General features: G+C 71.0%; 17 protein-coding genes. 12 read left to right on the top strand and 5 right to left on the bottom strand.

All coding sequences use genetic code 11. From position 1 onward, the window contains the following. Together ACH4G3_RS04735 and ACH4G3_RS04730 are read left to right on the top strand one after the other, a co-directional pair. Window positions 1–849 (top strand): hypothetical protein, encoded by an 849-nt coding sequence (locus ACH4G3_RS04735; RefSeq protein WP_397623079.1) that lies wholly within the window; start codon window positions 1–3, stop codon window positions 847–849. Window positions 850–873: 24 nt separating this feature from the next. Beyond that, a complete protein-coding gene (locus ACH4G3_RS04730) occupies window positions 874–1701 on the top strand; it encodes a PaaX family transcriptional regulator (RefSeq protein WP_397623078.1) in 828 nt (275 codons plus the stop codon). Here ACH4G3_RS04730 and ACH4G3_RS04725 read toward each other — a convergent pair. From ACH4G3_RS04725 to ACH4G3_RS04710, 4 genes are read right to left on the bottom strand one after another with little or no spacing between them, the layout of a single operon-like run. Beyond that, window positions 1692–2147 carry a MaoC family dehydratase gene (locus tag ACH4G3_RS04725; RefSeq protein WP_397623077.1) on the bottom strand — a complete coding sequence of 152 codons (456 nt, stop codon included), beginning with the start codon at window positions 2145–2147 and terminating at the stop codon, window positions 1692–1694. The genes ACH4G3_RS04730 and ACH4G3_RS04725 overlap by 10 nt on opposite strands. Before the next feature lie 11 nt (window positions 2148–2158). Continuing rightward, entirely contained in the window at window positions 2159–3667 is a 1509-nt protein-coding gene (locus tag ACH4G3_RS04720; RefSeq protein WP_397623076.1) for an acyl-CoA synthetase, read from the bottom strand. A 10-nt stretch (window positions 3668–3677) separates the two neighbouring features. After that, window positions 3678–4553, bottom strand: a complete 876-nt coding sequence (locus tag ACH4G3_RS04715; RefSeq protein ID WP_020277638.1) for an amidohydrolase family protein — start codon at window positions 4551–4553, stop codon at window positions 3678–3680. Further along, window positions 4553–5470: an SDR family NAD(P)-dependent oxidoreductase gene (locus ACH4G3_RS04710; protein WP_354744721.1), complete on the bottom strand. Its 918-nt coding sequence runs from the start codon at window positions 5468–5470 to the stop codon at window positions 4553–4555. Before ACH4G3_RS04710 ends, ACH4G3_RS04715 begins: the two co-directional genes overlap by 1 nt. A 185-nt stretch (window positions 5471–5655) precedes the next feature. Here ACH4G3_RS04710 and ACH4G3_RS04705 point away from each other — a divergent pair, with 185 nt between their 5' ends. From ACH4G3_RS04705 to ACH4G3_RS04685, 5 genes are all read left to right on the top strand, one after another. Next, window positions 5656–6081, top strand: coding sequence for a MarR family winged helix-turn-helix transcriptional regulator (locus ACH4G3_RS04705; protein ID WP_397623075.1), 426 nt, complete (start codon window positions 5656–5658; stop codon window positions 6079–6081). Window positions 6082–6208: 127 nt separating this feature from the next. Further along, on the top strand, window positions 6209–7510 hold the full coding sequence (locus ACH4G3_RS04700; protein ID WP_397623074.1) for an MFS transporter: 1302 nt from the start codon (window positions 6209–6211) through the stop codon (window positions 7508–7510). Then, complete coding sequence (locus ACH4G3_RS04695; protein ID WP_397623073.1) at window positions 7507–8874, top strand: alpha/beta hydrolase family protein; 1368 nt, start codon at window positions 7507–7509, stop codon at window positions 8872–8874. The genes ACH4G3_RS04700 and ACH4G3_RS04695 overlap by 4 nt, the downstream gene beginning before the upstream one ends. Further along, window positions 8871–9665 (top strand): IclR family transcriptional regulator, encoded by a 795-nt coding sequence (locus ACH4G3_RS04690; protein ID WP_397623072.1) that lies wholly within the window; start codon window positions 8871–8873, stop codon window positions 9663–9665. The genes ACH4G3_RS04695 and ACH4G3_RS04690 overlap by 4 nt, the downstream gene beginning before the upstream one ends. A 195-nt stretch (window positions 9666–9860) precedes the next feature. Continuing rightward, complete coding sequence (locus ACH4G3_RS04685; RefSeq protein WP_397623071.1) at window positions 9861–11255, top strand: glycoside hydrolase family 16 protein; 1395 nt, start codon at window positions 9861–9863, stop codon at window positions 11253–11255. 64 nt (window positions 11256–11319) lie between these two features. On the opposite strand, the gene ACH4G3_RS04680 is transcribed toward ACH4G3_RS04685, so the two are convergent. After that, window positions 11320–12207, bottom strand: coding sequence for a helix-turn-helix domain-containing protein (locus tag ACH4G3_RS04680; protein WP_397623070.1), 888 nt, complete (start codon window positions 12205–12207; stop codon window positions 11320–11322). A gap of 166 nt (window positions 12208–12373) precedes the next feature. On the opposite strand from ACH4G3_RS04680, the gene tkt reads away from it, so the two are divergent. The 5 genes from tkt to pgi are packed head-to-tail and all read left to right on the top strand — an operon-like array spanning window position 12374 to window position 19867. Next, the gene (gene tkt, locus ACH4G3_RS04675) at window positions 12374–14449 is read left to right on the top strand and encodes a transketolase (protein ID WP_397623069.1); all 2076 of its coding nucleotides are present in this window, start codon (window positions 12374–12376) and stop codon (window positions 14447–14449) included. A gap of 19 nt (window positions 14450–14468) precedes the next feature. Then, entirely contained in the window at window positions 14469–15614 is a 1146-nt protein-coding gene (gene tal / locus ACH4G3_RS04670; protein WP_397623068.1) for a transaldolase, read from the top strand. Further along, complete coding sequence (zwf, locus tag ACH4G3_RS04665) at window positions 15611–17278, top strand: glucose-6-phosphate dehydrogenase (protein ID WP_397623067.1); 1668 nt, start codon at window positions 15611–15613, stop codon at window positions 17276–17278. Before tal ends, zwf begins: the two co-directional genes overlap by 4 nt. Continuing rightward, window positions 17275–18210, top strand: coding sequence for a glucose-6-phosphate dehydrogenase assembly protein OpcA (gene opcA / locus ACH4G3_RS04660; RefSeq protein WP_354744699.1), 936 nt, complete (start codon window positions 17275–17277; stop codon window positions 18208–18210). Before zwf ends, opcA begins: the two co-directional genes overlap by 4 nt. Continuing rightward, the gene (gene pgi, locus ACH4G3_RS04655; RefSeq protein ID WP_397623066.1) at window positions 18203–19867 is read left to right on the top strand and encodes a glucose-6-phosphate isomerase; all 1665 of its coding nucleotides are present in this window, start codon (window positions 18203–18205) and stop codon (window positions 19865–19867) included. The genes opcA and pgi overlap by 8 nt, the downstream gene beginning before the upstream one ends. The last annotated feature ends 1 nt before the right edge of the window (window position 19868 follow it).

The raw sequence follows: 19868 nt of genomic DNA, 5'->3' as shown, positions 1-19868 counted from the left end.
ATGAGACGTCAACTGCTCGCCGCCACAGCGTTATTGGCCGCCTCCACGCTGGGCGCCGGTACGGCCTCGGCCGCCGGTGCCCCGCAGTGGACGCAGACCGGAACGGCGTACACCGACACCCTCGGCGGCGGGCAGGGCCTGGCCAGCCGCGCGGACGGCTCCCTGCTGTACCGCGGGCTGGCCTCCATCCCGCTGGGCCTGCGGGTCAAGGGCTGGAACCACATAGGCGACCCGGACATCGCGCGCGGCCATGTCTTCGACGCCTACCAGGGACCGGACACGGCCACGTCGAAGATGTTCGCGGTCACCACCCCGGCCGGGAAACGCTACGAGTACGTCCACCCGCTGAACCCGGGCGAGAAGCTGAACAACTCCTTCGCCGCCGTCTCGCCCGACGGTCAGTGGCTGGTCTCGGGCGAGTGGGGCACGCAGAACCGGCTCCAGGTGTTCCCGTCACCCCTGCTCAACCCCTCCACACCGCCCACCGGCGGTGAACTGAAGGAGGCCGGGCAGATCACCCTGGACAAACCGGTGCGTGACATCCAGGGCTGTGACTTCGTCACCGACACCCGCCTGCTGTGCGCGTCGAACGACGCCTCGGGCACCCTCTTCCCGGAGATCCGGCCGCTGCTCCGGGTCGACCTGCCCCACAAGCCGGACGGGCGGCCGGTCACCGGCACGGTGACGAGCCTCTTCGCGCTGCCGCAGCGCAGCGCGTGCACGGGCACCTTCGAGACGGAGGGCGTCGACTACGACGCGAACAGCGGCACCCTGCGGGCGCAGGTGATCCCGCCGGGCGTGTGCGCGGTCTCGACGGCCGTCCACGCGTACCAGCAGGTCACGGACTGATCGAGCGGAGGTACGGTGGGCCGCGTGACCGGTGAAGAGTCGCTGCGGCCCCAGTCCCTCATGCTGACGTTCCTGGGCGACCAGGTGCTCGGGCGCGATGTGTGCGTGTACTCGGGCAGCGTCATCGACGTGTTCGCCCGCGCGGGCATCGGCGAGCAGGCGACCCGCTCGACGCTGACCCGGATGGTGGGCCGTGACCTGCTGCGCCGCCAGCGAGAGGGCCGCCGGATGTACTTCGGGCTGACCGAGCGCTCGGAGGCCGTGCTGCGCGACGGCGAGCGGCGCATCTGGCAGACCGGCGCCGTCAACCGGCACTGGGACGGCACCTGGACCCTGCTCGGTTTCTCCCTGCCCGAGTCCTGGCAGCGCCAGCGGCACGACCTGCGCTCCCAGCTGACCTGGAGCGGCTTCGGGCCGCTGTTCAACGGCCTGTGGATCGCGCCGGGCGAGGTCGAGGTGTCGGCGCTGGTCGCCGAGCTCGGCCTGTCCGCCCATGTGAAGGTCTTCCGCGCGCACGCCGACGCCGGGACGGACATCGGGCAGATGATCGAGGAGACGTGGGAGCTGTCCGACCTGGCCGGCCGCTACGAGGCGTTCGTACGGCGCTGGCAGCCCTGGGAGGAGGAGCTGCCGGACGCCGACGACGCTCTCGTGCTACGGCTGCGGTTGCAGACCGAGTGGCTCCGCATCGTCCGGCGCGATCCGCGCCTGCCGGTCAAGCACCTGCCGGACGACTGGCCGGCGGAACAGGCGGAGAAGACGTTCCGGGCCGTGCACGACCGGCTCTCACCGCTCGCGCGTGACGCCTCGGAACGCCTTCTCGACCTGGTGCCCGCGCGGCCTCAGGCGTAGAACCGCGACAGGCTCTGGAGCACCGCGGCCGGCTTGCCGCCGCCCTCGATCTCGATGGCGCCGTCGACGGTGATCTGCACTCCGCCCGGCACCTCCTCGACCTCGGCGAGTTTCGCCGTCAGCCGGATGCGGGAGCCGACCTTCACCGGGGAGGGGAAACGCACCTTGTTGAGGCCGTAGTTGACCTTCGTCGTCACGCCCTGGACGTCCAGCAGCCCGGTGAACAGCGGGATGAAGAGGGAGAGGGTGAGGTAGCCGTGCGCGATGGGGGCGCCGAAGGGGCCCTCCTTGGCCTTCTCGGGGTCCACGTGGATCCACTGGTGGTCCCCGGTCGCGTCGGCGAAGGTGTCGATCCGCTCCTGCGTGACCTCGATCCACTCGCTGGTGCCGAGGTCGCTGCCCGCGAGCTTCTTCAGTTCGTCGAGGCCGTTGACGGTGATGCTCATGGAGCCGTCCTTCACTGGGAGTCGGTGCCGTAGCGCTTGCGCACACGGGATTTGAGGAGCTTCCCGGAGGCGGTGCGGGGCAGTTCGTCCGCCACCACGACCGACTTCGGGATCTTGTACTTGGCGAGGCGGCCGGCGAGCGACGCGAGCACCTCGTCGGGGTCGAGTGCGGCGCCTTCGCGGGGCACGACGACCGCGCGGGGCACCTCGCCCCACTTGTCGTCCGGCACCCCGATCACCGCGCACTCGACGATGTCCGGGTGGGCGAGGAGCTGGTCCTCGATCTCGGCGGGGTAGATGTTCTCGCCACCGGAGATGATCATGTCCTTGATGCGGTCGACGATGTAGACGTAGCCGTCCTCGTCGATCTGGGCGGCGTCGCCGCTGCGGAACCAGCCGTCCGCGAAGGACGCGGCCGTCTCCTCGGGCAGCCCCCAGTAGCCGGGCATGACGTGCGGCCCGCGCACCACGACCTCGCCCACTTCGCCGACGTCGACCGGCGCGAGGTCGGGCCGTACGACGCGTACGTCGCTGAAGAAGTGCGGCACACCCGCGGAACCCGCCTTGCCGACGGCGTGCTCGGCGTCCAGGAACAGCGTGCCGGGGGCGGCCTCGGTCATGCCGTAGCCCTGGAGGAAGGTCAGGCCGCGCCGCTGGTACGCCGCGATCAGCGGGGTCGGGACCGGGGAGCCGCCGCAGGTCAGGATGCGCAGCGACGACAGGTCGGCGTCCGGCCAGCGCGGGTGCCGGGCCACCTGGTCGAACATGGTGGGCACGCCGAACATGAAGGTGATCCGGTGCCGTTCGATCAGGTCGAAGGTGGCGTCCGGGTCGAAGGCCTCGACCAGGACGCAGGTGCCGCCCTTCAGCAGGACCGGCAGGGTCAGCATGTTCAGGCCGGCCGTGTGGAACAGCGGGGCGGAGACCAGGGCGCGTTCGTCGGCGACCAGGTCGTGGTCGATGAGGACGTTGATCGCGTTCCACGTGAGGTTGCCGTGGGTGAGCATCGCGCCCTTGGGACGGCCGGTCGTCCCGGAGGTGTACATGATGATGCAGGTGTCGTCGGGGGCGACGGGCGTGTCGATGGGCTCCCGGGAGGCCGAGGCCAGCGCCTCCTCGTACTCGGCGCCCACTTCGACGTACGTACGGACGTCGGTGCTGCCCGGCAGTCCCGCGACGAGGCCGGCGTGCGAGGGGCCGTAGACGAGGGCCTTGGCGCCGGAGTCGGCGAGCTGGTAGGCGATCTCGGGGCCGGCCAGGCGGGTGTTGAGGGGGACGAAGACCGCGCCGAGCGTGCCGGCGGCGAACAGGGTCTCCAGGTAGGAGGGGTGGTTCGGGCCGAGGTAGGCGATGCGGTCGCCGCGGCGCACGCCCCTCTCGCGCAGGGCGTGGGCGAGGCGGGTGGTGCGGTCGTACAGGCCGGCGTAGGTGCGGGTGGTGTCGCCGTGGATCAGGGCGGTGCGGTGCGGGGTCTTGCGGGCCCGGCGTGCGGGCCATGACCCCAGTCCCTCGTTGCGCATGTCACGCCCCTTACGGTTTCGTCAGCCCGAGCAGACGGGCGGCGTTCTCCTTGAGGATCTTCGGCCGGACCTCTTCCTTGATCGTCAGCTTGTCGAAGTCGGCGAGCCAGCGGTCGGGGGTGAGGACGGGGAAGTCGGAGCCGAAGAGCACCTTGTCCTTCAGCAGCGTGTTCGCGTACTGCACGAGCTGTGGCGGGAAGTACTTCGGCGACCAGCCGGACAGGTCGATGTGCACGCCCGGCTTGTGCGTGGCGACGGCCAGGGCCTCGTCCTGCCAGGGGAACGACGGGTGCGCCAGGATGATCTTCAGGTGCGGGAAGTCGGCGGCGACGTCGTCGACGTGCAGCGGGTTGGAGTACTTCAGGCGGATCCCGCCGCCGCCCGGCACCCCGGCGCCGATGCCGGTCTGGCCGGTGTGGAACAGGGCGATCGTGCCGGTCTCCTCGATGACCTCGTAGAGGTCGTAGGCCACCGACCGGTCGTTGGGGAAGAAGCCCTGGATGCTGGGGTGGAACTTGAAGCCCTTCACCCCGTACTCCTCGACCAGGCGGCGAGCCTGCTTCACCCCCGCCTTCCCGCGGAAGGGGTCGATGGAGGCGAAGGGGATGAGGACGTCGGCGTTGGCGGCGGCGGCCTCGGCGACCTCCTCGTTCGGGACGGGCGCCGTGCCGGTGGCGGACTCGGCGTCGACCGTGAAGATCACGGCGGCCATCCTCCGCTCGCGGTAGTACGCGGCGGTCTCCTCCAGGGTCGGCTTCCGCTTGCCCTCGACCTTGAAGTAGGCCGAGGAGGCGTCGTGCAGGTCGTCGTCCAGGGAGGAGTGGCCCTTGGAGGACACCTCGGCGTGGGTGTGGACGTCGATCGCGACGAGGTCGTTCAGGTCCATCACGCCTCCGGGAACTTCGGTGCCGGGATGCCGACCGACTGGAGTTCGGCACCGACCGAGGTGGGCCAGGCGTCCGCCAGGGCGCCGGGGGTCCAGCCGCCGTCGGCGTAGGCCGCCCTGATCTCCTGCGGATGCGACCAGAGTGCCACCTTGTCACCGCCGATGCCGATGGCCTGCCCGGTGATGCCGCGCGCGGCCTCGGAGGCCAGGAACGGGACCAGGGCGGCGCAGTCCTCGGGGGTGCCGAATCCCTCGCCCTTGCGCAGGAAGTCCGGCAGCGGCTCGCCGCTCCTCATGGCCTCGATGTACGGGGCGAAGGCCGGGATCGTCTCGGTCATCGCGGTCGCGGCGACCGGCACGATCGCGTTGACGGTGATGTTCGCGCGACCCAGCTCCATGGACCAGGTGCGGGCCATCGCCGCGATGCCGGCCTTCGCGGCGGCGTAGTTCGTCTGGCCGAAGTTGCCACGCTGCCCGGCCGGGGAGCCGACCAGGATCAGCGAGCCGCCCTCGCCCTGCTCGCGCATCCGGACGGCGGCGGCGCGGGCGCAGGTGAAGGTGCCCTTGAGGTGGGTGGTGATCACCGCGTCGAAGTCGTCGTCGGTCATCTTCCACAGCACCTTGTCGCGGAGGATGCCCGCGTTGGTGACGAGGACGTCCAGTCGGCCGAACTCCTCGACCGCGCGGTTCACCAGCCGCTCGGCGGCCTCGGAGGTGCCGACCGGGACCACCTCCGCCACTGCCTTGCCGCCCGCCTCGGTGATGGACTTCACGGCCGCCTCGGCCACGGCCTCGTCGACGTCGTTGACGACCACGGATGCGCCGTGGGCGGCCAGGGCGTGGGCGTAGGCGAGGCCGAGGCCCCGGCCGCTGCCGGTGACGACGGCGACCTTGCCGGAGAGATCGATGCTGGGCACGGGTGGGTCCCTTCACGCGGGTTCGACTTCGAGATCGAAGCTAAGAGCAATAATTGTTGACGTCAATAGTTGTTGGCGACCCAAAGGTGCGAGATGCTGGGATCCCAGGAAGCACCGAGCACAGGGAGCCCGTCATCACACGCCAGAACGTCACCCCGAAGCCCATCGACGCGCACGAGCCGTGGATGCGCGGGCTGCACGCCGACACGGGCTACCTGCTGTACCGCCTGGGCCTGCGCTCGGGACAGCTCTTCAACGCCTGCCTCCAGGAGTCGGGCCTGCGCCTGCGCCACTACGCGGTACTGCGCTTCCTCGCCACCTCCGAGGGCGCCCTCCAGCGCGAGCTGAGCACCCGGCTCGGCTACGACCCGAGCGCGATCGTCGGCCTGGTCGACGACCTGGAGAAGCAGGGCTTCGCCGAGCGCCGCCCCTCCCCCGACGACCGCCGCAGCCGGATCGTCGCGCTGACCGAGAAGGGCCGCGCGTTCCTGCGCGACACCGACGAGGCCGGCCAGCGGGTGACGAACGAGCTCCTGGGCCCGCTGGACCCGGCCGAGCGGGACGCGCTGCACGCGCTGCTGCTGCGGATCGCCGAAGACGGGCTGAACTGATGTTGTGCAAATGATTGACGGCTGCACGATGGGTGCATAACTTCATCGGCCAACCGAGACCCGTCCCCAGGGAGCTCCCGTGCAGCCATCCCCTCCTGCCGCTCAACCCGCCCCCGATTCGCGACAGTTGCGCCGCGTTGCCGTCTCCGGCCTGCTCGGAACGGCCGTCGAGTTCTACGACTTCCTCGTCTACGGCACGGTCGCCGCGCTCGTCTTCGGCGAGCTGTTCTTTCCCCGGGCCGACCCGGCGGTCGGCACCATCGCGGCTTTCGGCACCTTCGCAGCGGGCTATCTCGCCCGGCCGCTCGGCGGCATCGTCTTCGGCCACTTCGGCGACCGCATCGGCCGCAAGTCGATGATGCTGCTGACCATGGTCCTGATGGGCTCGGGCAGCTTCCTCATCGGCCTGCTGCCGACGTACGACGCGATCGGCGTCTGGGCCCCGATCCTGCTGGTCGCCCTGCGCGTGGTGCAGGGCATCGCGATCGGCGGCGAGTGGGGCGGCGCGATGCTCATGGTCGTCGAACACGCCGAGCACGCGCAGGGTTCCCGGCGCGGCCTGTGGTCCAGCTTCACCCAGCTCGGCGCCCCGCTCGGTTCCGTGCTGTCGGCCGGTGTGGTCACCATCGTCGCCGGCCTGCCCGACGACGAGTTCCGCTCCTGGGGCTGGCGGGTGCCGTTCCTGCTGAGCATCGTGCTGCTGGCCGTCGGGCTGTTCGTGCGCCTCAAGGTCGCCGAGAGCCCGCTGTTCGCCCAGGTCAAGCGGCAACCGGTGGACAAACCGCCGATCGTCGAAGTGCTGCGCCGTCCGAAGCCCGTGCTGCTCGCCGCGTGCGTCGGCATCGGCGCGTTCACCGCCCAGTCGCTGCTGACGAGCTTCATGATCTCCTACGCCGTCGACGAGGGGTACACCCGCCCGCAGGTGCTGACCGCGGTGACCGTCGCCTCCTGCGTGGCCCTCGTCGTCCTGCCCGCCGCGTCCACGCTGTCGGACCGGGTCGGCCGCCGGCCCGTCGTGCTCGCCGGAGCGGTCGCCTCGGCCGCGCTCGCCTTCCCCGTGCTGGCGCTGGTCGACTCCGGCTCGCCCGGGCTGCTGATCCTCGCCCTCGCTCTCGGTCACGGTGTCGCCCAGTCCACGATGTACGGACCGCTCGGCGCCCTGCTCACCGAGATGTTCGGCACCCGCGTCCGCTACACCGGCGCCTCCCTCGGCTACCAGGCGGCCACCCTGGTCGGCGCCGGCTTCTCCCCGCTCATCGCCGGCAGCCTCCTCGCCTCGTACGGAGGCGGAAGCACGCCTGTCTCGCTGCTGCTGTGCGCAGGCGCGGCGATCACCGCCGTCACCGTGTGGCGACTGCGCGAGACGCACACCGACGCCCTCGACTCCCCCGCCCCCACCACCCCCACCCTGGAAGGGACCCCCCGTTGAGGATCCGCCTCGCTTTACTGACCGCCTGCCTGTCCCTCGCGACCGCGCTGCCCGCGCAGGCCGCCCCCAGCGACACCCACCTGGAGGGCCGGCTCGCCTCCGGCGCCGCGTACGTCATGGACGTCCCCGCGTCCTGGAACGGCACCGTGCTGCTGTTCAGCCACGGCTACAACCCGGCCGGAGCCCCCAACCCGGCCCAGAACACCCCGCGTACGGCCGACCGGGACAAGCTGCTGGCCGAGGGCTACGCCCTGATCGGCTCCTCGTACGCGACGAACGGCTGGGCCGTCACCGAGGCGGTGCCCGACCAGCTCGCCACGCTGGACCTGTTCACCGAGAAGTTCGGGGCGGCCCGGCGCACGCTCGCCTGGGGCACCTCGTACGGCGGTTTCGTCACCACGATGCTCGCCGAGCGGCACGCCGACCGGTTCGACGGTTCACTGTCCATGTGCGGGCTGGTGCAGGGCGGCGTCGCCAACTGGAACAGCACCCTGGACCCGGTGTTCGCGCTGCGTACGCTCCTCGCGCCGGACTCCGGGATCCGGCTCACGGGCTTCGCCGGCCAGACGGAGGCGGTGGCCGCCGGGAAGGCGCTCACGACGAAGGTCGACGCCGCGCAGAAGACCCCCGAGGGCCGGGCGCGGATCGCCCTCGCCGCCGCCCTGCACAACATCCCCGGCTACAACGACGCCTCGCAGACCGTGCCGGGCCCGACGGACTGGCAGACCCAGCAGGTCAACCAGTACTCCGCCGTCCGGGGCCTGCTCGACAGGCCCGCGTTCAGCTGGCGGCAGGAGGCCGAGAGCCGGGCGGGCGGCAACCCGTCGTGGAACACCGGTGTCGACTACACGGCCATGCTCGCCCGCTCCCCGCTGTACAAAGAGGTGACGGAGCTCTACAAGGAGGCGGGACTGTCCTTGCGTACCGACCTCTCGGCCCTGGCCCGGGCACCCCGGATATCCGCCGATCAGCCGGCCGCGCGGTGGATGCGGAACACCAGCGTGCTCTCCGGCCGGCTGGCCGACCCGCAGCTGAACATCCACACGACCGGTGACGCGCTGATACCGGTGCAGGCGGAGAGCGCCTACCGGCGGGCGGCCGGCGCGGCCGGCTCCGCACCGCTGTTCCGCCAGGCCTACGTCGACGCCCCCGGCCACTGCACGTTCACCCCCGGCGAGACCCTGGCCGCCCTGCACACCCTGGAACACCGCCTGGACACGGGCCGGTGGGACACCTCGCCCGCCGCACTCAACTCCCGTGCGACAGCCGCGGATCCGACCGCCGACCCCCGCTATGTCCCGTACCGGCCGGCCGCCTACCCCCGCCCCTACGACCTCGCCCACCCGGGAGACACCCGGCCATGACCGCACTGCCCCGAGTCCTCGGCTCCGCTCAGTCAGGGGGCGCCGCCCCGACCGCGACCGACCGGCTGCTGTCCGTCCTCGCGGCCTTCGACCACGAGCACCCGGCCCTGTGTCTGACGGACATCAGCCGACGGGCCGGGCTGAGCCTGACCACCGCGCACCGGCTGGTGGGCGCGCTCACCGAGTGGGGAGCCCTGGAACGGGACGAGTCCGGCGTCTACCACGTCGGGCTCCGGCTCTGGGAGATCGCCGCACTGGCGCCGCGCGGTCTCGCCCTGCGGCAGATCGCGCTGCCGTACCTGGAGGACCTGTACGAGGCGACGCACGAGAACGTGCAGCTGGCGGTGCGGGACGGCACGGACGTCGTCTACATCGAGTGGCTGTCGGGGCGGTCGGCGGTCGGTGTGCACATCCGCGTGGGCGCGCGCTGGCCGCTGCACGCCACCGGGGTCGGGCTCGCCCTGCTGGCGCACGGGGACCCGGAGTTCCAGGAGGAGTACTGCGCGGGCACACTCGCGTCCTTCACGCCGTACACGATCACCGACCCGGCGCGGCTGCGGCGGGCGCTCGCCGAAGTGCGCCGGGCCGGCGTGGCGGTGAGCGACCGCCAGGTCACGGAGGACGCCCTGTCGGTGGCCGCGCCGGTGCGCACGGCGGACGGCTCGGTGGCCGCCGCCGTGTCCATCGTGGTGCCGCACGCCGACGCCCAGGTGCCGGTGCTGGTCCCGGCGGTTCGGGTGGCGGCGCGCGGGATCTCACGGGCGCTGGGGTGGCTGCCGGAGCGGGCCTGAACCGGCGTGGCCGGCTTACCTCGTCCCCAACAACCCGGTCGGCAGAGCCCGTTCGGGACGTGCACTCATCGGCCGCCCCGCACTTTTCCCGGCTTCACCTCTTGACGACCCGGGTGACGTGGAGCACATTGACGACACCTTGAGAGCGCTCTCAAGCTCCCCGCACCCGTACCCGTACCCGAGAGGCATCCCCACATGAGTGACACCTCCGGCAGACCCCACACACGGCGCCCTTTGCGGCGGGCGTTCGTCGCCGTCGTCAGCACACTCGGCCTCGCCGCGGTCGCCGCCACCGCCGCCACTCCCTCCGCGAGCGCCTCCGCGCCGCCGCCCCCGTCGGGCTGGAACCAGGTCTTCCTCGACGACTTCAACGGCCCGGCCGGCAGCGGCGTCAACACCTCCAACTGGCAGTACGCGACCGGCAAGGGCTACCCGGGCGGCCCCGCCAACTGGGGCACCGGCGAGATCGAGACGATGACGAGCAGCACGGACAACGTCTCCCTCGACGGCAACGGCAACCTCCGCATCACGCCCCGGCGGGACGGCGCCGGCAACTGGACCTCCGGCCGCATCGAGACCAACCGCACCGACTTCCAGCCCCCGGCCGGCGGCAAGCTCCGCGTGGAGTCGCGCATCCAGGTGCCGAACGTCACCGGAGCGGCGGCCAAGGGCTACTGGCCCGCGTTCTGGATGCTGGGCGCCCCCTACCGCGGCAACTACTGGAACTGGCCGGCCGTCGGCGAGCTGGACATCATGGAGAACACCCAGGGCCAGAACACGGTGTTCGCGACGATGCACTGCGGCACCTCCCCGGGCGGGCCCTGCAACGAGACCAGCGGCATCGGCAGTTCGACCACCTGCCAGGGCACCACCTGCCAGGCCGGCTTCCACACCTACCGGATGGAGTGGGACCGTTCGACGAGCGTCGAGGAGATCCGCTTCTACCTCGACGGCGTCAACTTCCACACCGTGCGCGCCAACCAGGTCGACGCGACGACCTGGCGCAATGCCACGGACCACGGCTTCTTCATCATCCTGAACGTCGCGATGGGCGGCGGCTTCCCGGACGCGTTCGGCGGCGGCCCCGACGCCGGGACGCAGCCCGGCCACCCGATGGTCGTCGACTACGTCCAGGTGCTGTCGTCCGGCGGCGGCACCACACCTCCCCCGACCGGCACCCGCGACGCCTACTCCACCATCCAGGCCGAGTCCTACGACGGCCAGTCCGGTGTGATGACGGAGACGACGTCCGACTCCGGCGGCGGCCAGAACGTCGGCTCGCTGGCGGGCGGCGACTGGCTGCACTTCAAGGGCGTGAACTTCGGCTCCACCTCGGCCCGGCAGTTCAGCGCCCGGGTGGCGAGCGGCGCGGCGGGCGGCGTCAGCGGACTGGTCGAGGTGCGCCTGGACAGCCGCGGCAACGCGCCCATCGGGAGTTTCGCCGTGGGCAGCACCGGCGGCTGGCAGGCGTGGCGGACCGTTCCGGCGAACATCGCCTCCGTGACGGGCACGCACGACGTGTATCTGACCTTCACCAGCGGGCAGCCGGCGGACTTCGTGAACGTCAACTGGTTCACGTTCGGGCACTGACGATCCTCGAAAAGGGGTTCCACGCGCGCGTGGAGCCCCTTTTCGCTGCCCGGATGTCCGGGCCTCAGCGCAACTCCGCCCGGAACGCCGCCGGCGTCAAGTCCGTGTGCTGGTGGAAGAACTTGGAGAAGTTCGCGGCGTCGGGGAAGCCGACCGCCGCACCGACCCGGCCGATCGGCAGGTCGGTGTGGGCGAGGAGCCGTTTGGCCTCCAGGACCACGCGCTTGTCGATGAAGGCCTTCGGCGTGTCGCCGGTCGCGCCGCGGACCGCGCGGACCAGGGTGCGGCGGGAGTAACCGAGCGCGTCGGCGTAGGCGCTGACGCTGTGGTTGGTGGCGAAGTCCTTCTCCACGGCGTCCCGGAAGAGGGTGAACGTGGAGTCGGAGGTCTGTCGTACCGACTCCGCCGAACTGGCGGCGAGATGGGCGAGCCGCAGCAGGAACGCCGTCAGAGAGTGGCGCAGGACGGCGGTGTGCAGGCTCAGCGGCAGCGTGTCCGTGTCCTCGTACTCGCGTCGCAGCTGGCCGAGCGAGTCGCGCAGACCGGCGAGTTGGGCCGCGTCGGGGCGCAGCAGCGGCGGCAGGTCGTAGCGGTACAGGCCGGTGGCCTCCACGGTCGCGCGGGGCAGGAAGCCCGGCTGCATGGTCAGCACCGTTCCGCGGTACTCGCTCGTGCGGGAGAAGCGGTGGACCTGCCCCGGGCGGATCCACAGCAGGTCCCCGGCCGTGGCCTCGTACTCGGTGAAGTCGACCATGTGCCGGACCGGGCCCTCGCCGAACAGCAGCACGACGTGGAAGTCGATGCGGTGCACGCGCTCCAGGGGCGCGTCGGCGTGCCAGGTGCGGCCGGTGCCCATCGGGCCGACCTGCATGCCGACGCCGCCGACACTCAGCTCGACCGGGAAGGGGAACGTTCTGATCCCGTCGCCGCCTTGGATGCTTCTGTCTGCCATATCCGCCATGTCCGCCTCGTACCGCCCCGTGCACGCGCCGTGCTGCCTCCGGGTGTCCCACTTTCACCACAGGCTGGCACACCGCGACCTTCCGTCGAAAAAGTCAGACTTTTAGTTTTGAAGACGTCAGACCAGCCACTTCGCTCCTATCGAGGACTTCTTGAAGATGAGCACGCAGACAGCGGACAGCTTCGAATGGACCGAACTCGACCGGCGTGCCGTCGACACCGCCCGTCTGCTGGCGGCCGATGCCGTCCAGCGGGTCGGAAACGGCCATCCCGGCACGGCGATGAGCCTGGCGCCGGCCGCCTACACGATCTTTCAGAAGGTGATGCGGCACGACCCGGCCGACCCGGAGTGGACCGGCCGTGACCGCTTCGTCCTCTCCCCCGGTCACACGTCGCTGACCCTCTACACGCAGCTGTACCTCGCGGGCTACGAGCTGGGGCTGGACGACCTGAAGGCCTTCCGCACGCACGGCTCGAAGACGCCCGGCCACCCCGAGTACGGGCACACCGCCGGCGTGGAGACCACCACCGGCCCGCTCGGCCAGGGCGTCGCGAACGCGGTCGGCATGGCGATGTCGGCCCGCTACGAGCGCGGCCTGTTCGATCCGGACGCCCCCGAGGGCGAGTCCCCCTTCGACCACACGATCTGGGCCATCGTCTCCGACGGCGACCTCCAGGAGGGCGTCTCCGCCGAGGCCTCCTCGCTGGCCGGTCACCAGAGGCTCGGCAACCTGGTCTTCCTCTACGACGACAACCACATCTCCATCGAGGGCGACACCGCGACCGCGTTCTCCGAGGACGTGCTGAAGCGGTACGAGGCGTACGGCTGGCACGTGCAGCGGATCGAGCCGCGGGAGGACGGCGACGTCGACGTGCACGCGCTGTACGGGGCGCTGAAGGAGGCTCAGGCCGAGACCGGGCGCCCCTCGATCATCGCGATGCGCACCATCATCGCCTGGCCCGCTCCGAACGCGCGGAACACCGAGGCCTCCCACGGTTCGGCGCTCGGCGAGGACGAGGTCGCCGCCACCAAGCGCCTCCTCGGCTTCGACCCGGAGCAGAGCTTCGAGGTCGCCGACGAGGTGCTGGCGCACACCCGGCAGGCCCTGGACCGGGGCGCCGAGGCGCACACCGCCTGGGACAAGCGGATCGCCGCCTGGCGCGGTGAGAACCCGGAGCGGGCCGCCACGTTCGACCGGGTCAGCAAGGGCGAGCTGCCCGCCGGCTGGGAGGACGCCCTGCCGGTGTTCGAGCCGGGCAAGGCGGTCGCCACCCGTGCCGCGTCCGGCAAGGTGCTCCAGTCCCTCGGTGCCGTCGTCCCCGAGCTGTGGGGCGGCTCGGCCGACCTGGCCGGTTCGAACAACACGACGATCGACAAGACGTCGTCCTTCCTGCCGAGGGGCAACCCGCTGGCGGAGGCCGACCCGTACGGCCGGACGATCCACTTCGGCATCCGCGAGTTCTCCATGGCCGCGGAGATGAACGGCATCGCCCTGCACGGCAACACACGCGTCTACGGCGGCACCTTCCTGGTGTTCTCCGACTACATGCGCAACGCCGTCCGGATGTCGGCCCTGATGCAGCTGCCGGTGACGTACGTGTGGACGCACGACTCCATCGGCCTCGGCGAGGACGGCCCGACCCACCAGCCCGTCGAGCACCTGGCGTCGCTGCGGGCCATCCCGGGCCTGAACGTCGTACGCCCGGCCGACGCCAACGAGACCGCGCTCGCCTGGGCCGAGATCCTCAGGCGGCACACCACCGACCCGGCCCCGCACGGTCTCGCGCTCACCCGCCAGGGCGTGCCCACGTACGAGCCGAACCCGGACGTGGTCCGCGGCGGTTACGTGCGGGCCGAGGCGGAAGGCGGCGAGCCGCAGGTGATCCTGATCGCCACCGGTTCCGAGGTGCACCTCGCCGTCGAGGCCCGTGAGCGGCTCCAGGCGGCGGGCGTGCCCACGCGGGTCGTGTCCATGCCGTCCGTGGAGTGGTTCGAGGAGCAGCCCCGCGCGTACCGGGACAGCGTCCTGCCGCCGTCCGTGAAGGCCCGGGTCGCGGTCGAGGCCGGTATCGGCCTGACCTGGCACCGGTTCGTGGGGGACGCGGGACGCATCGTCTCCCTGGAGCACTTCGGCGCCTCCGCAGACGCCAGGACCCTGTTCGCCGAGTACGGCTTCACCCCCGAGAACGTCGTCGCCGCAGCCCGGGAATCCCTGGCCGCTGTGCGCGGTTGATCCGACCGCCCGAAAGAAGATGATCACTGTGACCGAAGCGACCGCGAGCGCGGGAGCACTCAAGCGCCTGTCCGACGAGGGCGTGTCGATCTGGCTGGACGACCTGTCCCGCCGGCGGATCGAGTCCGGCAGCCTGGCCGGGCTCGTGGAGACGGGGAACGTCGTCGGCGTCACCACCAACCCGTCCATCTTCCAGGCCGCCATCGGCTCCGGCGAGGGTTACGAGGAGCAGCTCGCCGACCTGGCGGTGCGGGGCGTCACCGTCGACGAGGCCGTCCGGATGATGACGACGGCCGACGTCCGGGCCGCCGCGGACGTCCTGCGGCCGGTGTACGACGCGACCGGGGGCCGGGACGGCCGGGTGTCCATCGAGGTGGACCCGCGGCTGGCCCACGACACGGCGGCGACCGTCGCCGAGGCCCGGCAGCTGGCCTGGCTGGTGGACCGCCCCAACGTGATGATCAAGATTCCGGCGACGAAGGCCGGCCTGCCGGCGATCACCGAGGTGATCGGCGCGGGCATCAGCGTGAACGTGACGCTGATCTTCTCACTGGAGCGCTACCGCGAGGTGATGGACGCCTACCTCGCCGGCCTGGAGCAGGCACAGGCGGCCGGTCTCGACCTGTCGGCCATCCACTCGGTGGCGTCCTTCTTCGTCTCCCGTGTCGACTCCGAGATCGACAAGCGGCTGACGCTGCTGGGCACGGACGAGGCCCTCGCCCTGAAGGGCAGGGCGGCCCTGGCCAACGCCCGGCTCGCCTACGAGGCCTACGAACAGGTGTTCGCGGGGCCGCGCTGGCAGGCCCTGGGCGGTGCCCGCGCGAACCGGCAGCGCCCCCTTTGGGCCTCCACCGGTGTGAAGGACCCCGCTTACAAGGACACCCTGTACGTGGACGAGCTGGTCGCCCCCGGCACGGTCAACACCATGCCGGAGGCCACGCTGAACGCCGTCGCCGACCACGGTGACGTCCAGGGCGACACCGTCACCGGCGGTTACGCCCAGGCGCGCGCCGACCTGGCGGCCGTCGAGCGGCTCGGCATTTCCTACGACGAGGTGGTGCGGCAACTGGAGGACGAAGGCGTCGCCAAGTTCGAGGTGGCCTGGCAGGACCTGCTGGACGCGGTCACCAAGTCCTTGAACAGCAAGGGAGTTGACGCGGAATGACTGAGGGCATCCCCCAGACGGCCGAGCAGGAGACCATCGGGACCAAGGAGGACAAGGAGGCCCGGGCGGCGCAGGAGGCCGCCGGGGTCGAGCAGACCGGGGTGAGCGGCCGGTCCGCCCCGCGCCCGCAGTACGCCGGCACCGACTTCGCCAATCCGCTGCGCGACCCGCGTGACCGCCGCCTGCCCAGGATCGCGGGCCCGTCCGGGCTCGTCATCTTCGGTGTGACCGGCGACCTGTCCCGCAAGAAGCTGATGCCGGCCGTGTACGACCTGGCCAACCGCGGCCTGCTGCCGCCGGGCTTCTCGCTGGTGGGTTTCGCCCGCCGGGACTGGGAGGACCAGGACTTCGCGCAGGTGGTGCACGACGCGGTCCGTGAACACGCGCGCACCCCGTTCCGCGAGGAGGTCTGGCAGCAGCTCGCCGAGGGCATGCGGTTCATCCCGGGTGACTTCGACGACGACACGGCGTTCAAGCAGCTGCGCTCCGCCGTGGAGGAGCTGGACGCTTCCCGGGGCACCAGCGGCAACTACGCCTTCTACCTCTCGGTGCCGCCGAAGTTCTTCCCGAAGGTCGTCCAGCAGCTGAAGAAGCACAAGCTGGCCGACGCCCAGGAGGGCTCCTGGCGCCGCGCGGTCATCGAAAAGCCGTTCGGACACGACCTCGACAGCGCCTGCGAGCTGAACGCGATCGTGCACGACGTGTTCGACCCGGAGCAGGTCTTCCGTATCGACCACTACCTGGGCAAGGAGACCGTCCAGAACATCCTGGCGCTGCGCTTCGCCAACCAGATGTTCGAACCGATCTGGAACCGGTCGTACGTCGACCATGTGCAGATCACCATGGCCGAGGACATCGGCATCGGCGGCCGGGCCGGGTACTACGACGGCATCGGCGCCGCCCGTGACGTCATCCAGAACCACCTCCTGCAGCTGATGGCGCTCACCGCCATGGAGGAGCCCGCCGCCTTCGACGCGGCGTCGCTGCTCACCGAGAAGCTGAAGGTGCTGCGGGCCGTGCGGCTGCCGGAGGACCTGGGCCGGCACACCGTGCGCGGGCAGTACGCGGCGGCCTGGCAGGGCGGCACGAAGGTCCGCGGCTATCTGGAGGAGGAGGGCATCGACCAGGCCTCCTCGACCGACACCTACGCCGCGATCAAGCTCCAGGTGGACAACCGCCGCTGGGCGGGCGTGCCGTTCTACCTGCGCACCGGCAAGCGGCTGGGCCGCCGGGTGACGGAGATCGCGGTGGTGTTCCAGCGGGCCCCGCACTCCCCCTTCGACTCCACGGCGACCGAGGAGCTGGGCCAGAACGCGATCGTCATCCGCGTCCAGCCGGACGAGGGCATGACGGTGCGGTTCGGCTCCAAGGTGCCGGGTACGTCGATGGAGATCCGCGACGTGACGATGGACTTCGCCTACGGCGAGTCGTTCACCGAATCGAGCCCCGAGGCGTACGAACGGCTGATCCTGGACGTCCTCCTGGGCGACGCCAACCTGTTCCCCCGTCACCAGGAAGTGGAAGAGTCCTGGAAGATCCTCGACCCGATCGAGCAGTACTGGGCCAAGCACGGCCGGCCCGCGCAGTACGCCTCGGGCAGTTGGGGACCCGCGGAAGCCGACGAGATGCTCGCACGAGACGGACGGAGCTGGCGCAGGCCATGAAGATCGACCTGACCGACACCACGGCAAGCAAGATCAACAAGGCGCTGGTGCAGGGCCGCCGCGCCATCGGCACGCCCGCCGTGGGCATGGTCCTGACGATGGTGATCGTCACGGACGAGGAGAACGCCTACGACGCGATCAAGGCGGCCGAGGAGGCCTCGCACGAGCACCCCTCGCGCACCCTGGTCGTCATCAAGCGGCACGCCCGCACGCCGCGCGACCGCACCCAGTCCCGGCTGGACGCCGAGGTCCGGGTCGGCGCCGACGCGGGCACCGGCGAGACCGTGGTGCTGCGGACCTACGGCGAGGTGTCCGAGCACGCCGACTCGGTGGTGCTGCCGCTGTTGCTGCCGGACGCGCCGGTGGTGGTGTGGTGGCCGATGGAGGCGCCGGAGGTGCCCTCGAAGGACCCGCTCGGGGCACTGGCCCAGCGGCGCATCACCGACCTGTACGCGGTGGAGAACCCCCTGGAGATGCTGGAGACCCGGGTCCGCTCCTACGCGCCCGGCGACACCGACCTCGCCTGGACCCGGCTGACGCCCTGGCGTTCGATGCTGGCGGCGGCGCTGGACCAGGCCCGGGCGAAGGTGATCTCGGCGGCCGTGGAGGCCGAGGCCGAGAACCCGGCCGCCGAGCTGCTGGCCCGCTGGCTGGAGGCGCGGCTGCACGTCCGGGTCGACCGGGTGGTCACCGCCGGGCCGGTCGTGACGGCGGTCCGCCTGGGCACGGAGAACGGTGAGATCGTCATCGACCGCCCCGAAGGACCGCTGGCCACGCTGACCCTGCCGGGCCAGCCCTCCCGCACCCTGGCGCTGAAGGTCCGTGCCACCTCCGAACTCATCGCCGAGGAGCTGCGGCGCCTCGACGCGGACGAGATGTACGCCATCGCCCTGAACGGCGAGGCAACCGAGGAGACCCCTGCTCATGTCTGACTCCCCCTCCGGCTCCCCCAAGCTCACGCGGCGGCCCGAGTGGACCGCCCTGGAGGACCACCGCAAGGACGCCCTGCCGCAGCCGCACCTGCGTGAGCTGTTCGCGGCGGACCCGGGGCGCGCCGAGCGCTACGTCGTGCACGTGGGCGACCTGCGCATCGACTACTCCAAGCATCTGATCACCGACGAGACGCTGGCCCTGCTCCAGGAGCTGGCCACCGCCACCGACGTGTTCGGGCTGCGTGACGCCATGTTCCGCGGCGAGAAGATCAACGTCACGGAGAACCGCGCCGTGCTCCACACCGCGCTGCGCGCCCCGCGGGACGCGGTGATCGAGGTCGACGGCGAGAACGTCGTCCCGGGTGTGCACGCCGTACTCGACAAGATGGCCGCCTTCGCGGACCGGGTGCGCTCGGGTGAGTGGACCGGGCACACCGGCAGGCGGATCCGGAACGTCGTCAACATCGGCATCGGCGGCTCCGACCTCGGCCCGGCGATGGCCTACGAGGCGCTGCGGCCGTTCACCGCCCGGGAGCTGACGTTCCGCTTCGTGTCGAACGTGGACGGCTCGGACCTGCACGAGGCCGTCCGCGACCTGGACCCGGCGGAGACGCTGTTCATCGTCGCGTCCAAGACCTTCACCACGATCGAGACCATCACGAACGCGACCTCGGCGCGCTCCTGGCTGCTGGAGGGGCTGGGCGGTGACGACAAGGCGGTCGCCAAGCACTTCGTGGCGCTGTCGACGAACGCCGAGAAGGTCGCGGACTTCGGCATCGACGTCGACAACATGTTCGAGTTCTGGGACTGGGTCGGCGGCCGTTACTCGTACGACTCCGCGATCGGCCTGTCCCTGATGATCGCCATCGGCCCGGACCGCTTCCGGGAGATGCTCGACGGCTTCCGCATCGTCGACGAGCACTTCCGCAACGCCCCCGCGGAGGCCAACGCCCCGCTCCTCATGGGCCTGCTCGGCATCTGGTACGGCAACTTCCATGACGCCCAGTCGCACGCCGTCCTGCCGTACAGCCACTACCTGTCCAAGTTCACCGCGTACCTCCAGCAGCTCGACATGGAGTCCAACGGCAAGTCGGTGGACCGCGACGGGCGTCCGGTGGAGTGGCAGACGGGTCCGGTCGTGTGGGGCACGCCCGGCACCAACGGGCAGCACGCCTACTACCAGCTCATCCACCAGGGCACCAAGCTCATCCCCGCCGACCTGATCGGCTTCGCGCGGCCCGTCGCCGAGCTGGGCGACGAACTGAAGGCGCAGCACGACCTGCTGATGGCCAACCTGTTCGCGCAGGGGCAGGCGCTCGCCTTCGGCAAGACCGCCGAGGAGGTGCGGGCCGAGGGCGTGCCCGAGGAGCAGGTGCCGCACCGCACGTTCCAGGGCAACCACCCCACCACCACGATCCTGGCCACCGAACTGACCCCGTCGGTCCTCGGCCAGCTGGTCGCCCTCTACGAGCACAAGGTGTTCGTGCAGGGCGCGGTCTGGAACATCGACTCCTTCGACCAGTGGGGCGTCGAGCTCGGCAAGGTGCTCGCCAAGCGCGTCGAGCCCGCCCTGACCGAGGGCGCTGACGTCCCCGGTCTCGATCCGTCCACGGCCGCGCTGGTGGCCGCCTACCGCAATCTTCGGGAAGTGAACTGAC

The organism is Streptomyces afghaniensis (assembly GCF_044327915.1).
Taxonomy (GTDB): domain Bacteria; phylum Actinomycetota; class Actinomycetes; order Streptomycetales; family Streptomycetaceae; genus Streptomyces; species Streptomyces afghaniensis.
Note: the sequence above shows the minus strand (reverse complement) of the source record. Positions and strands in the feature narration are given on the sequence as shown.

Excerpts from the sequence above, each read along its gene's own strand:
- ACH4G3_RS04735 (WP_397623079.1), top strand. The coding sequence starts at position 1 with ATGAGACGTCAACTGCTCGCCGCCACAGCGTTATTGGCCGCCTCCACG.
- ACH4G3_RS04725 (WP_397623077.1), bottom strand. The coding sequence starts at position 2,147 with ATGAGCATCACCGTCAACGGCCTCGACGAACTGAAGAAGCTCGCGGGC.
- ACH4G3_RS04720 (WP_397623076.1), bottom strand. The coding sequence starts at position 3,667 with ATGCGCAACGAGGGACTGGGGTCATGGCCCGCACGCCGGGCCCGCAAG.
- ACH4G3_RS04715 (WP_020277638.1), bottom strand. The coding sequence starts at position 4,553 with ATGGACCTGAACGACCTCGTCGCGATCGACGTCCACACCCACGCCGAG.
- ACH4G3_RS04705 (WP_397623075.1), top strand. The coding sequence starts at position 5,656 with ATGCGCGGGCTGCACGCCGACACGGGCTACCTGCTGTACCGCCTGGGC.
- ACH4G3_RS04690 (WP_397623072.1), top strand. The coding sequence starts at position 8,871 with ATGACCGCACTGCCCCGAGTCCTCGGCTCCGCTCAGTCAGGGGGCGCC.
- ACH4G3_RS04685 (WP_397623071.1), top strand. The coding sequence starts at position 9,861 with ATGAGTGACACCTCCGGCAGACCCCACACACGGCGCCCTTTGCGGCGG.
- ACH4G3_RS04680 (WP_397623070.1), bottom strand. The coding sequence starts at position 12,207 with ATGGCAGACAGAAGCATCCAAGGCGGCGACGGGATCAGAACGTTCCCC.
- tkt (WP_397623069.1), top strand. The coding sequence starts at position 12,374 with ATGAGCACGCAGACAGCGGACAGCTTCGAATGGACCGAACTCGACCGG.
- tal (WP_397623068.1), top strand. The coding sequence starts at position 14,469 with ATGATCACTGTGACCGAAGCGACCGCGAGCGCGGGAGCACTCAAGCGC.
- zwf (WP_397623067.1), top strand. The coding sequence starts at position 15,611 with ATGACTGAGGGCATCCCCCAGACGGCCGAGCAGGAGACCATCGGGACC.
- opcA (WP_354744699.1), top strand. The coding sequence starts at position 17,275 with ATGAAGATCGACCTGACCGACACCACGGCAAGCAAGATCAACAAGGCG.
- pgi (WP_397623066.1), top strand. The coding sequence starts at position 18,203 with ATGTCTGACTCCCCCTCCGGCTCCCCCAAGCTCACGCGGCGGCCCGAG.